The 17,419-nt window shown below is 65.5% G+C and carries 14 protein-coding genes; 3 read left to right on the top strand and 11 right to left on the bottom strand.

Annotated features, from left to right (window positions below; genetic code table 11):
* The 10 genes from bcsB to LDZ26_RS17505 all read right to left on the bottom strand — a co-directional run bounded on the left by bcsB (window position 1) and on the right by LDZ26_RS17505 (window position 12,516).
* Complete coding sequence (gene bcsB, locus LDZ26_RS17550; RefSeq protein ID WP_244849433.1) at window positions 1–2,490, bottom strand: cellulose biosynthesis cyclic di-GMP-binding regulatory protein BcsB; 2,490 nt, start codon at window positions 2,488–2,490, stop codon at window positions 1–3.
* Window positions 2,490–4,706, bottom strand: coding sequence for a UDP-forming cellulose synthase catalytic subunit (gene bcsA, locus LDZ26_RS17545; protein ID WP_244849432.1), 2,217 nt, complete (start codon window positions 4,704–4,706; stop codon window positions 2,490–2,492). Before bcsA ends, bcsB begins: the two co-directional genes overlap by 1 nt.
* Window positions 4,703–5,491, bottom strand: coding sequence for a cellulose biosynthesis protein BcsQ (bcsQ, locus tag LDZ26_RS17540; RefSeq protein WP_244849431.1), 789 nt, complete (start codon window positions 5,489–5,491; stop codon window positions 4,703–4,705). Before bcsQ ends, bcsA begins: the two co-directional genes overlap by 4 nt.
* Entirely contained in the window at window positions 5,488–6,156 is a 669-nt protein-coding gene (gene bcsP / locus LDZ26_RS17535; RefSeq protein WP_244849430.1) for a cellulose biosynthesis protein BcsP, read from the bottom strand. Before bcsP ends, bcsQ begins: the two co-directional genes overlap by 4 nt.
* Window positions 6,157–6,279: 123 nt before the next feature.
* The gene (bcsD, locus tag LDZ26_RS17530; protein ID WP_244849429.1) at window positions 6,280–6,735 is read right to left on the bottom strand and encodes a cellulose biosynthesis protein BcsD; all 456 of its coding nucleotides are present in this window, start codon (window positions 6,733–6,735) and stop codon (window positions 6,280–6,282) included.
* Window positions 6,736–7,173: 438 nt separating this feature from the next.
* Window positions 7,174–8,034, bottom strand: coding sequence for an ATP-grasp fold amidoligase family protein (locus LDZ26_RS17525; protein ID WP_244849428.1), 861 nt, complete (start codon window positions 8,032–8,034; stop codon window positions 7,174–7,176).
* Window positions 8,035–8,149: 115 nt separating this feature from the next.
* Complete coding sequence (locus LDZ26_RS17520) at window positions 8,150–9,427, bottom strand: glycosyltransferase (protein WP_244849427.1); 1,278 nt, start codon at window positions 9,425–9,427, stop codon at window positions 8,150–8,152.
* A 280-nt stretch (window positions 9,428–9,707) separates the two neighbouring features.
* Window positions 9,708–11,027: an SUMF1/EgtB/PvdO family nonheme iron enzyme gene (locus tag LDZ26_RS17515; RefSeq protein ID WP_244849426.1), complete on the bottom strand. Its 1,320-nt coding sequence runs from the start codon at window positions 11,025–11,027 to the stop codon at window positions 9,708–9,710.
* Between the two features lie 170 nt (window positions 11,028–11,197).
* On the bottom strand, window positions 11,198–11,920 hold the full coding sequence (locus LDZ26_RS17510; protein WP_244849425.1) for a helix-turn-helix domain-containing protein: 723 nt from the start codon (window positions 11,918–11,920) through the stop codon (window positions 11,198–11,200).
* Window positions 11,921–12,024: 104 nt separating this feature from the next.
* Window positions 12,025–12,516, bottom strand: coding sequence for a universal stress protein (locus LDZ26_RS17505; RefSeq protein WP_244849424.1), 492 nt, complete (start codon window positions 12,514–12,516; stop codon window positions 12,025–12,027).
* A gap of 273 nt (window positions 12,517–12,789) precedes the next feature.
* On the opposite strand from LDZ26_RS17505, the gene LDZ26_RS17500 reads away from it, so the two are divergent.
* The 3 genes from LDZ26_RS17500 to LDZ26_RS17490 all read left to right on the top strand — a co-directional run bounded on the left by LDZ26_RS17500 (window position 12,790) and on the right by LDZ26_RS17490 (window position 16,968).
* Window positions 12,790–14,307 (top strand): MFS transporter, encoded by a 1,518-nt coding sequence (locus tag LDZ26_RS17500; protein ID WP_244850285.1) that lies wholly within the window; start codon window positions 12,790–12,792, stop codon window positions 14,305–14,307.
* Window positions 14,308–14,389: 82 nt separating this feature from the next.
* Window positions 14,390–15,967 carry an aldehyde dehydrogenase (NADP(+)) gene (locus LDZ26_RS17495; protein ID WP_244849423.1) on the top strand — a complete coding sequence of 526 codons (1,578 nt, stop codon included), beginning with the start codon at window positions 14,390–14,392 and terminating at the stop codon, window positions 15,965–15,967.
* 62 nt (window positions 15,968–16,029) lie between these two features.
* Entirely contained in the window at window positions 16,030–16,968 is a 939-nt protein-coding gene (locus LDZ26_RS17490) for an SMP-30/gluconolactonase/LRE family protein (protein WP_244849422.1), read from the top strand.
* Here the strand turns inward: LDZ26_RS17490 and LDZ26_RS17485 are convergent.
* Complete coding sequence (locus LDZ26_RS17485; RefSeq protein ID WP_244849421.1) at window positions 16,965–17,396, bottom strand: GNAT family N-acetyltransferase; 432 nt, start codon at window positions 17,394–17,396, stop codon at window positions 16,965–16,967. The genes LDZ26_RS17490 and LDZ26_RS17485 overlap by 4 nt on opposite strands.
* Window positions 17,397–17,419 lie beyond the last annotated feature (23 nt).

The following is a 17,419-nucleotide window of genomic DNA, read 5'->3' as shown; positions in this document are numbered from 1 at the left end:
TCAGTCCCTCAAACGCCGCGCGGCGATCGAACGCAGCGCGCGATAGAACAGGGCGGCGATGATGAGCGAGGCGAGCACGCCCGCGATCACCAGCAGAAACGGGTGCGAGGAAAGCGCCCAGCGCATGTAGTGCATCGGCGAGAGATGGCCGACGTAATACGCTTCGCCGTTCGACGTGACCGTCACGGTGCGGCCGTGGATCACAGCCATCGCGCCTTGAATCGACGGCAGCAGGTCGTTGTCGAGCAGGGCGGCGGACAGATCGGCGTCCGACTGCCCCGCCGCGCTGATGAGCGCGACCGCGCTGCGTCCGCTCTTGAGCGGCGACTCGAAGCCGGTCAGGAGCGCATCGCCGCTCGCACTCACGAGCGAAAGGTCCGCGCGCGCGGGCGAGCGTTCCGGACCTTGCTCGCCGTGCCACCAGTCGACGAGCTTGAACGCCACATCGGAAAGCTGGAAGGTGCGGGCGTCGCCATCGCCCGAAAAAGGCATCTGCTTCGCCCAGCGTTGCAGCAAGGGCTGGCGTCCCGGCGAGCCGAGAATCAGCAGGTCCTTGTCCGCGAAGCGGTCCACGTCGTTCGCGCTCGTCACGGTCACGCCCGTCACCGGATAACCCGTCGATGCGCCCATGCGGCCCATTTCCAGCAGATACAGGCTGTAGTCGGCCGAATTCGGCTCGTTCGGCAGCACGACCGCCGTCTGCGAGAGGTCCGCCATGCGCGTGAACGGAAAGCCGCCGTTCGCGAACGCGGCCAGATCGGGCAGCGCCATGTAGTGCGGGAAGCCGGAAAGGTCGATGGTCGAATTCGGGTCGACCGCGCCCACGACGTTATCCAGCACGCGGCCCTGGCATTCGCCGGTCTTCGGGATGTCGTAGTAGAAGTGCAGGCGCAGTTGCGCGCGCGGCGTGATGAGCAACGGCGGCAGATAAATCTCGCGGCGCGCGGCGACCGTCTTGTCCGGCAGCACGCGGCTGAAGTACGTGCCCAGATCGAACGTCGAAGTGGACACGGCCGGAATGCGCAGCGACTGCACGAAGCCGTTGTTCACGCTGATATTGAGCGACGAACGGTCGGGCGCCGGGCGCACCGTATAGCGATAGCGCAGGTCCACCGGCACGCCCTTCGTCTGCCACATGAAGAGATCGGGCGGCACGCGCAGGTTCACGCGCACCGCGTCGGCGTCGTAGCCGTGCGCGGTCAGGTCCTGTGCTTCGGCCAGTTCGCCGAAGCGCACGGGACGGTCGGCCGGCAGCCAGTTCGGCGCGTCGTAGGGGCGGCGCGGTTGCAGGTCGTTGAATTGCGTGATGGTCGCGCTCGTTCCCGACAGCGCGTTGCGGCCGATGCCCAGCGCCTTCGCGGCTGTCTTCAGTTCGTTGTCGTCGCGGCCGAGCACGAGCAACAGACGCCCGCGCGCGTTCGCATCGCGTTCGACGAGCGCGATGGTCGGCCCGGACACCGCTGGGATAGCGACGCCCGCGACTTTCGCATCGCCGACGGCGAACACCACGGCATTGCCCGACAGCGGCACGTTGTCGGTCTGCGCCGGGAAGATCGCGCCGCGATAGCCCGCGAGCGAGCCGAAATACGACGCGACGGTGCCGGCCGCTTCCAGCGCGGCGAGGCTCGGCTTGCCCGCGAACACGAACGGCAGTTCGAGACGGCGCACGTCGCGGCGGTCGAAGAAGGGCAGCGGCAGCGCGGCGAGGTCGGGCTTGCCGGCAATCGACGCATACGTGAGATCGAGCGAGCTCGCGTTGCTGACGGTCGCCCATAGCGTCGAACTGGACGGGTCCTCGCACTGCTGCGTGTAATGCCCGATCAACTGCACGTTGAGGTGATTGAACTCGGTGATGAAGCGCGGATCGATCGCCACGTCGCGGGCGACGAGCGTGCCCGCCTGATCGCGCGGCACGGGCAGCGTCGCCGCGACTTCGCCGTTGATCAGCACCTTCAGTTGCGAAATGGACGGCAACAGCGACGGCGAATAGCTGTAGATCAGATGCAGCACCGCGCCCGTCACCACTTCGTCGCCGCGCACCGAGAACGCGATGCCGTTCTGGCCGTCGGTGCCGCGCAGTTGCAGCGGATCGAGCGCGCCGTAATCGGCGAAGGTCAGCGTCTGACGGCGGCCGCCAGGCACCAGCGTGCCGGGATCGGCGGTCGTCGGCATGCGCGAGGTGAGCGGCTTGTCCGGCTTGCCGGAGAAGGCGGGAACGGGCATCGCGAGCGCCGGCTGCTGGATCGCGGCGGGGTTGTAGACGACGGCCGGACGCGGCGCAGGTACTGCGCCCACGCCGGTCGCCTGCTGCGTGCCGCTCGTCGGCGGCGCGCTATCCGCCGCCGCCGCGATGGACGCGAACGGCGCGGCGAAGGCGGTCTGCAACGCGACGAAAACCGCGAATGCACGCGCCAGAGGTCGTTCGCAAAAACGCGGCGCGCGCTCGCCCGTTCGTTGTTCAACGCGCAACTTCGACATTCCCATGCCCATTATCGGTCTTTGGTTTTCAGCTTGTTCACATCGACCGGGCGCTTGTTCATCCAGGTGCGAAGGTCACTGTACAAATGCTCGAACAATCCCGCGATGCCGCGCGTGCCGACCAGCAGCACATGCGACAAGCCGCGCAGCGGCGTATCCGGGCGGCGTCCCTCGGACCAGCCGGTCCAGGCATCGGCGCGCGCGAACGTCGTCTTTACGAAGTCGTATTCCTGCTCGCGCGTGAGTTCGGAGAAGCGCAGGCCGACGCGGCCCGGCTCGGTATAACCGACGGTCGCGGGGAACGCGTATTCCTCGTCGCCGCGAAAGAGCGAGACGGTGACGCGCTCGTGCATCGGCACGGCGATCTTGCCCGGCAGCGCGACGCCCACGCCGCCTTCCGAATAGTCGATGGTCTCGCAGGCGAGCGTGCGCCCGGTCGAGAACTTGAGCATGACGGGCATCTTCATCGACACGCGATGCGTCGCGCGCACCTGCTTGCGCTCGCTCGCCGCCGCCACCGACGCGCCGAGAATCAGCATGTTGTAGACCGTCCAGCACAGGTTGAGCAGCGTCGTGTTCACTTCGCTGCGTACGTGCCAATACATGACGATATGCACGATGCCCGCGACGAAGCCGAGCAGGTTCAAAAGCAGCAGGAACAGATACGGCCGCGAGATGGTCCAGTCGAAGTAGTCCTTCGCGATCTGGCCGCCTTTGGCCGTCACGTTGAACTTGCCGAGCTTCGGGTTGATGACCGCGAGCAGCGTCGGCGCGGTGATGTACGACGCGAGCACCGATTCGTACACTTCGGCCCAGAACGAATGGCGGAAGCTGCGCTGCATGCGCGAATTGGTGATGCTCGCGTGCATCATGTGCGGCAGCGCGAAGATGGCGATGGTGCTCGCCGCCGCTTCGATCACGTGCGCGCCGAAGAACAGGTACGAGAGCGGCGCGGTGAGAAACACGAGACGCGGCACGCCATAGAAGAAGTGCAGCATGCCGTTGAGATAACACAGCCGCTGGCCGATCTTGAGGCCCTTGCCGGTGAGCGGATTGTCGATGCGGAAAATCTGCGTCATGCCGCGCGCCCAGCGAATGCGCTGGCCGATATGCCCGGACAGGCTTTCGGTGGCGAGACCGGCCGCCTGCGGGATCGCGAGATACGCGGTCGTATAGCCGAGCCGATGCAGCTTGAGCGCCGTATGCGCGTCTTCCGTGACGGTTTCGACCGCGATGCCGCCGATCTCTTCGACCATCGACCGGCGCAGCACCGCGCACGAGCCGCAGAAGAAGGTCGCGTTCCAGAGATCGTTGCCATCCTGCACGAGACCGTAGAACAGTTCGCCTTCGTTCGGCACCTTGCGGAACGTGCCGAGATTGCGCTCGAACGGATCGGGCGAAAAGAAGTGATGCGGCGTCTGCAGCATCGAAAGCAGCTTGTCGCGCAGGAACCAGCCGAGGCAGACCTGCAGGAACGAGCGCGTCGGGATGTGATCGCAGTCGAAGATGGCGAGATATTCGCCCTTCGTGATCTTCAGCGCCTCGTTGATGTTGCCCGCCTTCGCATGGCGGTTATGCGTGCGGATGGTCCAGTTGACGCCGGCTTCCTCGCAGAACGCCTTGAACTCGGGACGGCGGCCGTCGTCGAGCACGTGAATCGCGAGTTTGTCGGTCGGATAATCGAGCGCGAGCGCGGCGTAGATCGTCGGCTTCACGACCGAGAGCGGCTCGTTGTAGGTCGGAATGAAGATGTCGACGGTCGGCCACTGGCTGCGGTCCGCGGGCAGCGGCAGCGGCTTGCGCTTGAGCGGCCAAGCGGTCTGGAAGTAGCCGAGCAGCAGCACGAGCGCCGCGTAGACTTCGGCCGCGACGAGCAAAAGGCCCCACGCGGCGTCGAGCGGGCGTTCCCAGTACGTGGTCTCGGTGAGCCGCCAGTACATGTAGCGGCCCGACGCGACGATGGACAGCATGATCATCACGAGCGTCGCGTATTGTCCTTGCAGACGCCGGAATCCGAGCGCGCAGACGAAGCAGATGCTCGCGAACGCAAGCTGCTGGCCGAACGCGAGCGGCACCGTCACGACGAAGTACAGCGCGAACGCGGCGAACATCGTAAGGAGAACGACGACGATGCGGCTGCCCCAGATGCTGGCATCGACGAAACGTTCGAGCCGCGAGGTCGCGACGCTCACCTCCGTCTCGGGCGACGGGATCTTGGCCGAAGTCATGCGAGCTTCCTCGACGAAGCGGCCATCGCATCGATAGCGGCGAGCAGCCACTCGCCGCACGCGCGCAGATCGGCGGCGGCTTGCGAGAGCGGATCGTAGTGAATGAGCGTGGTGTCGCACGCGAGCGATTCACAGACGCCTTCGTCGTGATGGATCACGCCCGGAAACAGCTTCGCGCCGAGCATGTTGCGCAGCACCTTGAGCACGTCCTTGCTCAGCTGGCGCGACTGGTCGACCTGATTGACGACATAGCCCTGGCCGGCGAAGTCCTGTCGCGGCGCGGCGTAGGCATCGACCATGCGCTCCATGCCGGGAATCGCGGCGTAGGAGGCGGCGTCGGCCAAGACCACGTTCAGCGCGAAGTTCGCGGCCGTCAGCGCGGTGCGCGTGTAGACCGACGAGCCCGGCGGCGTGTCGACGATCACGATGTCGTTCGCATCCAGCGCGAGCGCATCGAGCGAGCGCGCGAGCCACGACGGGTCGCTGTCGACGAGCGCCTCGAAGCGGCGGCGGTCGTCCTCGGTCACGGCGCCGTAGGGCAGCACGGTCACGCCATCGACGCCGTCGAACATCACCGACTGCCACGGCTCGCGGCTCAGCGTCGTGCGCGAGATGCCGTCGATGCTGTCGAGCGGAATGCCGAAATGCAGGCGCAGCGCGTTCTGCGGATCGAGATCGAGCACGATCACGCGGCGGTTGCGCGCGGCCACCACCGAGGCGAGATTGGCGGCGAGCGTCGTCTTGCCGACGCCGCCCTTCGCGGAAACTACCGTGATGACTCTCATAAGCGGGGAAGGCGGCCGGCGCGCGTGTTCGTGGGTTCGCTCACCGCGCGGCCGGCGTGCCGCAGACGTTCGAACAGGACGTTGAGTGAATCCGCCGGTGCGTCCGTCGCCTCTTGCGCTTGCGGCTTGAAGAGCTTGCCGAGGATGGACTGGGGCGCGGAAGGCGCGGGCGCGCTCGGCACGCTTTTAGGCACTTGTGCCGGGGCGCGGCGCGCGGGTTCCGGCTTCAGCGCGGCGGCTGCGTTCGCGACCGGCGGAACCGATGCAACGGCAGCAACGGTTGCAACGGCCGAATCAGGAATCGTTCCTGTCTCGTCCGACGCCGATTCGCCCGTCGCCGCAAAGCGCAATGCGCTCAGCGATTCCGCGCCGGGCGGAGTGACCGGCGGAATCGCGCGGCGATGCGCGCGCATGAAGAGCTGGCGCTTGCCGCGATTGATGGGCATGCCCGTGGGCTGCGTGTCGGATGGCTCGCTCGAATGCACTTGCGCCTCGCGGCGCGGCCCGATGTCGGGGATGGCGGGCTGCGCGAAGTCGAGCGTCGCGAGCAGCGGCCAGCGGGTGCGCGCCGACTGCGCCTCGTTCTCCCGGCCGATTTCCTGGTAATCGCCTGCATTGCCGCCGAAATGGTCGAACAGCTTCTGGATATCGCGCGAAGTACTCATGATGCCGCTTCCTCGTCGTGCCTTACGTGATGCGTGGCCGGTACTGCTCGTTGTGGTCCGCCGAACCGGGCGGTCGATGCCGCCGCGTCGAGGCGGCGGTCACCGGTATTCGAAATGCCGGATTCAGACTGCGGCGCGCGCGAGCCTGAACTCGATGGCGGCGTCGCCGCCGAATTCGCTTGCCTGCCGGATAGCGAGCCCTTGCGCGCCCAGGCCGGCGAGCCACTGCTGATACGCGCCTTCGAGAAACGCCGGCGTCCACGCGAGGGCGCTCTCGCCGAAGGCCGGCAACGGCGCGCAGTAATGCACGATGCTCAGGTGGTCGCGCTCGTCGGACAGTTCGACGAAGCCCCAGTCGGTGTCTCGCCACAGCGCGTTGAGCGCATCCGCGAGCGCGGACGTCGAATCGCAGGGCGGCAGCGCATGCGCCTTCGCGAAACGGCTGCCCACGCGATGCATCAGCTCGCGCAGTTCGCCATGTCCGATCTGCGCCTCGAACTCATCCGCGAGCGCGGACAGCACGCCGCGCCATTGCCTGGATATTTGTCTGTCCAAAAGATAATCGAAGATAGCGGCCATGTTTTTATTAGGGCGTGCGAGCACCGATCCGGACGTTTGTCCAGGCGCTATTACCGCCAGAACTTACTTCAATGCGTTTTTTTTTGCCAGTGAAAAGACTAGCTGTTGTTTCTGTCAGTTCGGCGAATGCGGCGGGGAAGCGGCTGTTTCTGGGATCTCGCAGCTCAAGTGAACGTAAGCTGGACAAGCCTTCCCGCGTGACGGCGATGACATGCAACGGCCTTCGCGGCGGCGGCAGTGTACCATCTCGTTAATGTGCCGAAGCCATGCGTCGCGGGTGTTATTTCATCCCGATCGACCCTATGCGGAACTAATTACTTGAGCGATTTCGTCGCCGCTTTATCGTTTGTCTAAGCGTCGTGGGCGTGAATGCGGCCATTGCCAATGGGATGTGGCACGCGACCGGCTGGCGCGTGCGCGGATTGCGTGGTGTCCCGATTACATCAAGCGGCCCCATTCATAATCGACGCTGTCCGGCGTCAACGGGAACAAGCCCGCGCCGGGCGTGAATGTCAGTTCACCGAAATAAATGTGATCGTCCACGTTATAGAGGTCGACCCGCACGAAGTCGAAATCGCTTGCCAGGGTGCGCGCTACCCATAGGATTTCGTCGAGATTGTGCGGACGGGGAGCGGGCGTGTCGCTCTGCGAGTAGTGCCCCATCTTGATGTCGAGCCGGTTCCAGTGAGCGTCGTAGATATCGCCGCGTGGATGTCCTTCGAATCGATCCGAAATCACGAGAATGAAAATCTGCGGATCGTCGGCGTTTCTGTTGAAGACATGGATCTTGATATCGGGCGGCACCTTGTTGTCCGGCCCGAGAAGGAGCTTCTCGAACAGAATGCGGCGCTCGATAGCCTGATAGTGCCGTTCCCTCGCCACCGTGAAGAAGTTCGTCGACAACCAGCGCTGCGCCAGCGCATTCAGCGCCTCGAACGAGGTCTCGCGCTTGTCCCTGACGAGCTTCACGAACCCGCAGCCGTGATTCGCCTTCATCACGAAGGTGGAAGGAAGCGCGTCGAAGTCGCGCTGGGTGAAAGTGGACGGCGCGGCGAACAGCGGAATCAGATACTTTTCGCCGATCTTGTCCGCGACATAAGCGCGAACCTTCAGCTTGTCGGAGAGATCGGTATAACGCGGGTCGGGCGCAAGGCACCGCTGCAAGACCTTCTCGTTGAACGTGGCCGGATTGCGCAGATTCGGGAAGCGGCCGATCCTGCGACGATGATAAAGGCTCAGCAACACCTTGTCGGGCAAGCAAACCTTGATACCGTGAATGAGCATTTGTCTTGCGGTCATTCATCTGCCTCCATCGTCAGCGGTCGACTCGAACGCTCGCTCAGTTAGGATTCTCGACGCGACGTGGCTCGACAAGCGAGCCCGACGGCGGAACGGTCAAACGAGAATGAAGGCACTAACTGGGTGGACGGTTGTAACCGACCGCTACCTCGTCGCCATGATAGGTGTGGTCGTCCGCGCTCGTGGGCGTGGCGTAGCCGAACGTTCGAACGAGCAGTCTTTCCAGATCCGCATCGAGCGCTTGGCCGTTGAATTCGTTCTCCACCTTGCGACGAGCGTTCGTGCGCATCGCCTGCACATCGACCTTTCCCTCCACGATTGCCGAAAGCGCCTCGGCGATGCCGCTTGCCGAACGCTCCTCCACGAGCAGGCCTGTCACGCCATGCGTCACGAGCTCCGGTATGCCGCTGTGCCGGGTCGCGACGACCAGCACGCCCGTCGCCATGGCCTCCATGATCGACACCGGAATGCCTTCCATGTCGCCGTTGCTGGCCACGACGGAGGGCAGCAGAAACACGTCTGCGCTCTTCAGTTCTTCGAACACGCGCTCGTGCGAGCACTTGCCGAGAAAGTTGATCTCGTTCGTACTGGACGACGCAGCGCTGCGCAGCGCGTCTTCGAGCGGTCCGAAACCGATGAGGTTCAACTGCACCGGATGCCGGCAACCACGCACTCCTTCGATGGCGTACGCCAGTCCCTTTTTTTCGGTGAATCGCGCCACGCTCAGTACCTTGAGCGGGCGATGCAACGGCCGGTTGCTCGCCTGCGGAGTCAGCCGGTGCGTTTCCACGCCCACGTGGTGAACCTTCGTTCGCGATTCGGGCGCGCCCCATTCGATGAGCCGGTTGCGCCAGAGATTACTGATCGGCAGTAGCAGCGGGCTCAGGCGAAAGAGGCGCCGATAATGCGGCAGCCATCGCTCGACGACCGCGTGATCGCTCATGTCGGCACCATGAAAGACGGTGACGATAGGCCCGCTCAGCAGTCCGGCTTCCTTCAGATACATGGCGCGCACGCCGATGGGGCCGAAGTGCGCGATCACGACGTCGAAGTCGATGCCCTCCGTGTCGCCGCCCGACACGATGTCGATGAATGCAGAACGACACCCGGTCGCCGCCGCGCGAAGGGCGACAGACAGGCGCTTGCGCCGCTTGTCGTCGATGCAAGCCAGGGCGCCGAGCTTCGCGCACGACACGGAGTGGCGCAGCATGCTGACGTCTTGTCGAAAGACGCGCAACTCCACGCGTCCCCGCGTGGGGTCCACCGCAGTGTCGTCGTACTTCGCAGCCAGGGCGAACACCTCGTGACCGCGCTCTGCGAAGCCTTTCATCTGACGGAGAACGAACGTTTCGGACGGAACCGGCAATCTGTCGACGATGAATGCAATTCGCATCGGCTACCCTCGGAAATGTGGTCGCGTCAAACGCAGTGCATTCGCGTGACTGGCGATGCCACGGCATGGCACGTGTCATCGTTGCAGTCATGCACTGGCTTGTCGTTCGTCTTGCCGATGGTAGTCGATCGAAAATGGAAATGCACTCGCTGCGTGGCCGCCGCAAGCGATTCATTCGTCGTACGAATCGACGGGGAGTGCTGTCCTTGCCGGCTCAACAAGCGGGCAAGCGGTAGAACATTTCGTTCACCGAACGATGTCTACGCTTGCCGGCTGAGGCTCAGCGGACGTTCACGCAGCGAAAGCCTGCATAGACGTACTGATAGTGCCCCTGAAACCAGTTGCGAAAGCTCGGGCGCAGCATGCATGCAGCCGTGCGCGGAGAACCGCCCTTGATGACGAAGTGCTTGCCGTCGAAGAAGTTGGCGGAATAGCCGAGATAGAAAGGAAACGGCTCGAAGCCTGTGAGCGGGCCGAAGGTCGTGGATGTCCACTCCCAGCCGTTGCCGTATTGCCCCTCCACGCCGAAATCGCTGCGGTTATCCGGATGCGCCTGCACGGGCGTCGGGTCCCAGCGGCGGAAGTCGAAGTTGCCTTCCGCGACGTGCGGCGCGCCGATGGCCGCGCGCTGCCACTCCGCTTCCGTCGGCAGGCGCTTGCCGGCCCAGCGCGCATAGGCGTTCGCTTCGGCATAGCTCACGTAGACCGGCCAGTCGAGCGGCAGCGCGATCTCCTCGAACATCGTGCGCAGCTTCCAGCCCGAGTCCGTTGGATGCTGGTTGTCGGCGCCTTCGTCGCCGCGCACCCAGAACGCCGGATGCGCGATGCGCTGCGCTTCCTTCCACGCCCAGTCGTCGTCGGTCCACAGCGCGCGGTTCCAGTAACCGCCCGCGTCGATGAAGCGCAGATAGTCGCCGTTCGACACCATGTAGCGGTCGATGTCGAACGCAGGCACGTCCAAGCGCATTTCGCCGAATTCGTTGTCCCAGCCGAAGCGCTGGCTTTCGCGCGAGAGGCCGAGCGTCACGCTGCCGGTCGGAACGTGCACGGTTTCATGCGAGAGCGCGCGATCCGTTGTGCGCTCGGACGCGGCATCGGCCGGTGCTTTTTTCCTGTCGACCGGTAATTGATGCAACATGTACGCAAGCGTCTCCGCGTGCATCAGCCGATGCTCGATCGCGACTTCGAGCAGCTTCGCGGGCGACTCGTCGGCGGAAACGGGGTGCGCGACGAGCGTGATGGGATCGAAGCGCGCGTCGATGTCCGCGCGCACTCGCGCACGGTATGCGTGCACTTCGTCGAGCGAGGGCCAGTCGCCGGGTTGGTCCGTCGGCAGACCGCCATCCACCGGGTCGATGCCGAACGCGAATAGCTGGTCGTAAGCAGGCTGGGCGTTCGGCAGATGGAACAGGCGCTGGTCGAACAGATTGCGGTCGAACGCCTCGAGATGGCCGATATAGAATACGATACGGTGGCGCTCGGCAATCGGCCGATCGTACAGATGCTCGCGCTTGACGATGTCGAAGAGTTCATCGGTGACGCGGCGCGCTTCGGCGAGCCGGTCGAGCAGCGGATGACGCAGGGATGGTTCGCGATTCATGTCGCTCGGTCTCCGTGGCAGGCCAAGGCTGTGCCCTGGAAAACGAAAAGACTAATGCGAAGCGAAGCGCGTGCCAAGCCGATAATGGCCGGCGTTTGTTCGGGCGCGGCGAAGAATCCGGCACGAAGCCCCACCGGGCGGGGCGGCAGGCTAAATGTCAGGTACTGCGGTCAGATACTGCGCAGGCGCTCGAAATCGCGGATGCGAATGGATTTGCCGTGCGCCTCGATCAGCCCGAGCTTGTCGAAGCGCGACAGCGTACGGCTCACGGTTTCGAGCGTCATGCCGAGATAGCTGCCGATGTCGTCGCGCGTCATGCGCATGGTGAACTCCGTCGCCGCATAGCCGCGCCGCGCGAGCCGCGCCGACATATCGAGCAGAAGGCGCGCGACGCGTTCGTCGGCGCGCAGCATGCCGAGTCGCACGACATGGTCCGATTCGCGGTTGATCGCCTGGCTCATCATGCGGTGCATGCGCCGCTGAAGCGCGTCGGTTTCGCGGCACATGCGCTCGAAAAGCGCGTACGGCACGACGCAGACCGTGCTGTCTTCCAGCGCCACCGCGTCGCACGTATGCCGCCCGTCGCCGATGCCGTCGAGACCCAGGGCGTCGCCCGCGAGTAGCAGTCCGGTAACGCGCTCCCGGCCGCCGTCGCGGCTGCCGTCATGCGTGACCAGCGTCTTGAGCGAGCCGGAGCGCACCGCGTAGAGCGAATCGAACGGGTCGCCGGTGCGAAACAGCGCCTCGCCGCGCCGTATCTTGCGCGTGACGGAGATGATGTTCTCCAGCCGCGAGACATCGTTGGCGCACAGCCCTTCGGGCATGCACAGATGGCGCATGGCGCAGCTGGAACAATGCGCGGCCCGGCGCCGCATGGAAGACGATTCGGACATGGCGGACTTCGTTTCTTGATAAATGACAAAACGATTGTCCCATGGCAGACGTTGCCGGCACCGCGAAAAAATGCCGCGCCCCCGCGCCTTGCCCGATGCTTACATCATGGGTTAGCCGCGGTGTCCCGAACGTCCTGAACGTTTGAAACGCCTGCCGCCGACGGAATCAGCAGCACCGGCAGCGTGGCCTGCCGCAGACAACGCTCGGCCACGCTGCCGAGAATCAGCCGTTGCATGCCCTTGCGGCCGTGCGTACCCATCACGAGCAGGTCGGCATTGAACGTGCTGGCAGCCGAGAGAATGAGCGAGGCGACGTCGTCGCTCGCGGTGGCGTCGGCGGTCACGACACTGCCCGCAATGCCGCTCGCTTTCATCGCCTCGGCGGCCTCGCGGGCGAGCGTCGCGCCTTGCTCGGCGAGCCCCGCCTGCAATGGCGACGGATCGTAGCCGGGGAAGTCCATGTAGAGCGGCGCGCTTTCGACGACGTAGAACGGCTGCATGACGGCCTCGTGCTGGACCGCCAGATCGAGCGCCGTCTGGAAGGCGCGTTGCGACGTGCGGCTGCCGTCGATGGCGACGATGATGCGTTTGAACATTGGCGTGTGCTCCGTTGATCGATGTCGAAAGCGCGATGGCGTTTCGCTGCGTCTCGGTCGTTCGGACCCGCAAACGCACGGGCAGGATAGCGCGCGCAGGCTCGCGCATTTCTGAGATGAGTCGATCCGCCGCACGCAACGCCGTACAATTCGTCTTTCCACCGACTAAGCGCCCGCTTAACACCCGACCGCATGACCGACGCCCGCACGACCGACGCCCGCACGCCTGACGCCCCTTCTCACGCACTTGCGTTCCGCACGGCTCTTTACGCGATGCTCGGCATCGGCCTCGTCAACATGCTGGTCGCGCTGGACCAGACCGTGGTCAGCACGGCGCTGCCGTCCATCGTCGCGGAACTGCACGGCTTCGAGTATTACGCGTGGATCGCGAGTGCCTACCTGCTCGCTTCCGTCGTCACCGTGCCTGTGTTCGGGCGGCTCGGCGACTACTTCGGGCGCAAGCGCTTCGTCATCGCGGCGGTGATCACGTTCACCGTGGCGTCCGTGCTGTGCGGGCTCGCGCCGAACATGCTGTTTCTCGCGCTGGCTCGCGGGCTGCAAGGCGTCGGCGGCGGCATGATGGTCGGCACCGCGTTCGCCGCGATTCCCGATCTTTTCCCCGATCCGCGCACGCGCGTGCGCTGGCAAGTGGTGCTCGCGGCGGCCTACGGCATCGGCACGGCGGCGGGGCCGTCGCTCGGCGGCTGGATGAGCCAGCACTGGGGCTGGCGTTCGACCTTCCTCGTCAATCTGCCGGTCGGCGCGGCGGCGCTGTACTTCATCTGGGCGCATCTGCCGAATCTGCACCGGCCGCGCGAAGGCGGCGTGAAGATCGACTGGCTCGGCGCGGCGCTCGTCGCGCTCGTGCTCGGCGGGTTTCAGTCGCTGATCGAGTCCGTGCCGAAAAGCGGCCTCTCGGGCGGCAACATCGCGCTCGGCTGCTTGGTCGTCGCGGGCGCGGCGGCGCTCCTGGTCTGCGAACGGCGCGCGACGCATCCGATTCTGCCGCTCGACATCTTCCGCGATCCGCATCTGGTCACGCTGTTCACGCTGTCGTTTCTCGCGGGCTTCGTGATGTTCTCGCTGATCTTCTTTGCGCCGCTCTTGTTGCAGGGCGGCTTCGGGCTGTCGCCGCAGGAGGCCGGGCTGCTCGCGACGCCGATTGCCGCGTGCATCGCCATCGGGAGCTTCGTGAATACGCGTATCGTGATTCATCTGCGCAAGCCGACGAAGATTCTGACCATCGGCTTTTCGCTCTTGCTGGTGGCGTCGGTCGCGCTGGCGTTCGCGCGCGCCACGACGCCGCATGTCTGGATCGAGTTGCCGATGGCCGCGGTCGGCATCGGCCTCGGCTTCGTGCTGAACAACATGAACGTGTTCGGCCAGGAGATCGCTGGCCGTGAGCGCTTCGGCATCACGACGGCGCTGCTGCAATCGACGCGCATGGTCGGCGGCATGCTCGGCACGAGCATCGTGGGGACGATCGTCGCGCATCATTACGCGAGCGTCGTGACGCGCACGATCAGCGTGCTCGGCGCGGGCGCAGCGGCGCAATGGCAGCCGCGTTTCGCGGACCCGCGCATTCTGGTCGACGAAGCGTTGCGCGATACCATGCAGCGCGAGCTGACGGCGGCGGCGCTGGACGCGCCCGCGCTCTTCGACGCCGCCCGCGATGCGCTCGTGCAGTCGGTGCACATCGGCGTCATGCTGACGGGCGTGGCCGCGCTCGTCGCCGCGCTGCTCGTGCGGCGCATCGGGCATATCACGTTCCGGCGGGCGGGCAAGGGCTGAGCGGCACGCGTAATGCGTGCGCGGCACGTTCACACTCGTTGGCGCCCGTGACGGGCGGCAGCACCAGCACGGAGAAATCACCATGATGATCACCGGAGAAATGCTGATCGGCGCGACGGCCGTGCGGGGCACGGACGCCACGCTGCGCGCCTTCGACCCGGCGCGCAACGTCGATCTCGAACCCGTGTTCGGCGGCGGCGGGGCGGCGGAAGTCGCGCGCGCGTGCGAACTGGCCGACGCCGCGTTCGATCCGTATCGCCAGGCACCGCTGGAGACGCGCGCGCAACTGCTGGAAGCGATTGCGGACAACATCCTCGGCATGGGCGATGCGCTCATCGAGCGCGCCCAGGCCGAATCCGCGCTGGCTAAGGCGCGGCTCGAAGGCGAACGGGCACGCACCGTCGCGCAGTTGCGGCTCTTTGCGTCGCTCGTGCGCGAAGGGCGCTGGCTCACCGCGACGCTCGATTCCGCGCAGCCGGAGCGCAAGCCCGCGCCGCGTCCGGACCTGCGCTTGCAGAAGATTCCGGTCGGACCGGTCGCCGTGTTCGGCGCGAGCAATTTTCCGCTGGCGTTCTCGGTGGCGGGCGGCGACACGGCGGCGGCGCTGGCGGCGGGCTGTCCGGTCGTCGTGAAGTCGCATCCGGCGCATCTCGGCACCTCCGAGATGGTCGGGCGCGCGGTGCAGAAGGCCGTCGCCGAGACGGGCCTGCACGAAGGCGTGTTCTCGCTCGTCGTCGGCGCGGGCAACGCCATCGGCGAGGCGCTTGTCGCGCATCCGGCGATCAAGGCGGTCGGCTTCACGGGCTCGCGGCGCGGCGGGCTGGCGCTGATGGAGATCGCAGCGAAGCGCCCGGAGCCGATCCCGGTCTTCGCGGAAATGAGCAGCGTCAACCCGATGTTCGCGCTGCCGGGCGCGCTCGCCACGCGGGGCGAGTCGCTCGCGGCGGGCTACATCGACTCGGTGACGCTCGGCGTCGGACAGTTCTGCACGAACCCGGGGCTCGTCTTCGCGCTCGCGGACGCCAAGCTCGACGCTTTCGTGGATCACGCGACAGCCGCGCTCGAAAAGAAGGACGCGCAGACCATGCTCACCGCAGGCATCGCGGCGGCGTACGAGGACGGCATCCGGCATCGCGATGACTCGGGCGCGCAGCGCATCGCGACGGGAAAGGAGACGGAGGCGGCGAGCGGCGCGCTGCCGGCGCTGTATCGCGTGAGCGCGGAGCAGTTTCTCGCGACGCCGCATCTCGCCGACGAGATTTTCGGGCCGACGTCCGTGATCGTCGCGTGCGAGGACGAAGACCAGATGATCGCGGTGGCGCGTCAGCTCGAAGGCCAGCTGACCGCGACGCTGCTGATGGATAACGACGATATCGACTTCGCGCGGCGCCTGTTGCCGGTGCTCGAACGCAAGGCCGGGCGGATTCTGGCGAACGGTTTTCCGACGGGCGTCGAGGTGTCGTACGCGATGGTTCACGGCGGCCCGTATCCGGCGACATCCGATGGCCGCTCGACATCGGTCGGCGCAATGGCGATCGAGCGTTTTCTGCGGCCGGTCTGCTATCAGGACTTGCCGGCGGCGCTCTTGCCCGAGGCGCTCGCCGACGACAACCCGCTCAATCTCTGGCGCCTGCGCGATGGCGAACTCGGGCCGAACTGACAACGCCGTGTCCTCTTGCTGTGCTCCGTCCAACGTTCAACGTTCAACGAGAATCCGAACCGATGACCCTTTCCGACCGCCGCTATCCCGACCCCGCCGTACGCGTGCTCGATCCGCGTTTCAACGCGCTGCGCATTGCATCGGCGTCGGTCGAGTGTCTTTATCAAGGGGCGCGCTGGTCGGAAGGGCCGGTGTGGTTCGGCGACGGGCGGTATCTCTTGTGGAGCGACATACCGAACAACCGCATCCTGCGCTGGGACGAGGAAAGCGGGCAGGTCGGCGTTTTTCGCAAGCCGTCGAACAATGCGAACGGCAACACGCGCGACCGCGAAGGGCGGCTCGTGACCTGCGAGCATCTCACGCGGCGCGTGACGCGCACCGAGTACGACGGCTCCATCACCGTGCTCGCGGACCGCTATGACGGCAAGCCGTTCAATTCGCCGAACGATGTCGTCGTGAAGTCGGACGGCTCGATCTGGTTCAGCGATCCGACCTTCGGCATCGACGGCTTCTACGAAGGCGAAAAGCAGCCCTCGGAACTCAAGCCGTGCGTGTATCGCGTCGACGGCCAGAGCGGCGAGATCACCGTGATGATCGACGACTTCATCGGCCCGAACGGACTCGCGTTTTCGCCCGACGAATCGGTGCTGTACGTGGTCGAGTCGCGCTCGACGCCGCGCAAGATCATCGCGTTCGACGTGCTCGACGGCGGCCGCGCGCTCGGCAAGCGGCGCGAATTGATCGACGCGGGTCCCGGCACGCCGGATGGCTTTCGCGTCGATATACACGGCAATCTGTGGTGCGGCTGGGGCATGGGCGATGCCGAGCTCGACGGCGTGCGCATCTTCACGCCGCAAGGCGAGGCGATCGGCCACATCGACCTGCCGGAGCGATGCGCGAACGTGTGCTTCGGCGGCCGGCATCGCAACCGGCTCTTCATGGCGGCGAGCCACGGGCTCTATTCGCTTTACGTCAACACGCAAGGCGTGAAGGGCGGCTAGGCGGGACGCGCGGCGGTCTTCTCCATGATCCGCTCAGGATGGGCGCTCGCGCGAAAGCCGAAGCGCGCATAGAGCCCGTGCGCGTCGGACGTGACGAGCATCATGCGGCGCAAGCCCTGCAAGTCGGGATGCGCCATCACGCATTCGATCATCCACTTGCCGAGGCCCGCGCCCTGACGCTCGGGCAGCACGAAAACGTCCGCCAGATAGGCGAAGGTCGCGGTATCCGTAATCATGCGTGCATAGCCGATCTGCCGCGCGCCTTCGAAAAGGCCGAACGCGAGCGAATGACGCGCCGCGCGCTCGACCGTTTCGCGCCCGACGCCCGGCGACCAGTACGCCACTTCGCTCAGATAGCGGTGAATCACGTCGAAGTCGAACGAAGCGATGTCCGTCGTCACGCGCCATTCGCCACGAGTCCATTCCATCGGGCTGCTCCTTTCCAGGCAAG

The organism is Caballeronia sp. SL2Y3, assembly GCF_022879575.1.
GTDB lineage: Bacteria > Pseudomonadota > Gammaproteobacteria > Burkholderiales > Burkholderiaceae > Caballeronia.
Note: the sequence above shows the minus strand (reverse complement) of the source record. Positions and strands in the feature narration are given on the sequence as shown.

Excerpts from the sequence above, each read along its gene's own strand:
- LDZ26_RS17495 (WP_244849423.1), top strand. The coding sequence starts at position 14,390 with ATGATGATCACCGGAGAAATGCTGATCGGCGCGACGGCCGTGCGGGGC.
- bcsQ (WP_244849431.1), bottom strand. The coding sequence starts at position 5,491 with ATGAGAGTCATCACGGTAGTTTCCGCGAAGGGCGGCGTCGGCAAGACG.
- bcsP (WP_244849430.1), bottom strand. The coding sequence starts at position 6,156 with ATGAGTACTTCGCGCGATATCCAGAAGCTGTTCGACCATTTCGGCGGC.
- bcsA (WP_244849432.1), bottom strand. The coding sequence starts at position 4,706 with ATGACTTCGGCCAAGATCCCGTCGCCCGAGACGGAGGTGAGCGTCGCG.
- LDZ26_RS17525 (WP_244849428.1), bottom strand. The coding sequence starts at position 8,034 with ATGACCGCAAGACAAATGCTCATTCACGGTATCAAGGTTTGCTTGCCC.
- LDZ26_RS17500 (WP_244850285.1), top strand. The coding sequence starts at position 12,790 with ATGCTCGGCATCGGCCTCGTCAACATGCTGGTCGCGCTGGACCAGACC.
- LDZ26_RS17490 (WP_244849422.1), top strand. The coding sequence starts at position 16,030 with ATGACCCTTTCCGACCGCCGCTATCCCGACCCCGCCGTACGCGTGCTC.
- LDZ26_RS17520 (WP_244849427.1), bottom strand. The coding sequence starts at position 9,427 with ATGCGAATTGCATTCATCGTCGACAGATTGCCGGTTCCGTCCGAAACG.
- bcsB (WP_244849433.1), bottom strand. The coding sequence starts at position 2,490 with ATGGGCATGGGAATGTCGAAGTTGCGCGTTGAACAACGAACGGGCGAG.
- bcsD (WP_244849429.1), bottom strand. The coding sequence starts at position 6,735 with ATGGCCGCTATCTTCGATTATCTTTTGGACAGACAAATATCCAGGCAA.
- LDZ26_RS17515 (WP_244849426.1), bottom strand. The coding sequence starts at position 11,027 with ATGAATCGCGAACCATCCCTGCGTCATCCGCTGCTCGACCGGCTCGCC.
- LDZ26_RS17510 (WP_244849425.1), bottom strand. The coding sequence starts at position 11,920 with ATGTCCGAATCGTCTTCCATGCGGCGCCGGGCCGCGCATTGTTCCAGC.
- LDZ26_RS17505 (WP_244849424.1), bottom strand. The coding sequence starts at position 12,516 with ATGTTCAAACGCATCATCGTCGCCATCGACGGCAGCCGCACGTCGCAA.
- LDZ26_RS17485 (WP_244849421.1), bottom strand. The coding sequence starts at position 17,396 with ATGGAATGGACTCGTGGCGAATGGCGCGTGACGACGGACATCGCTTCG.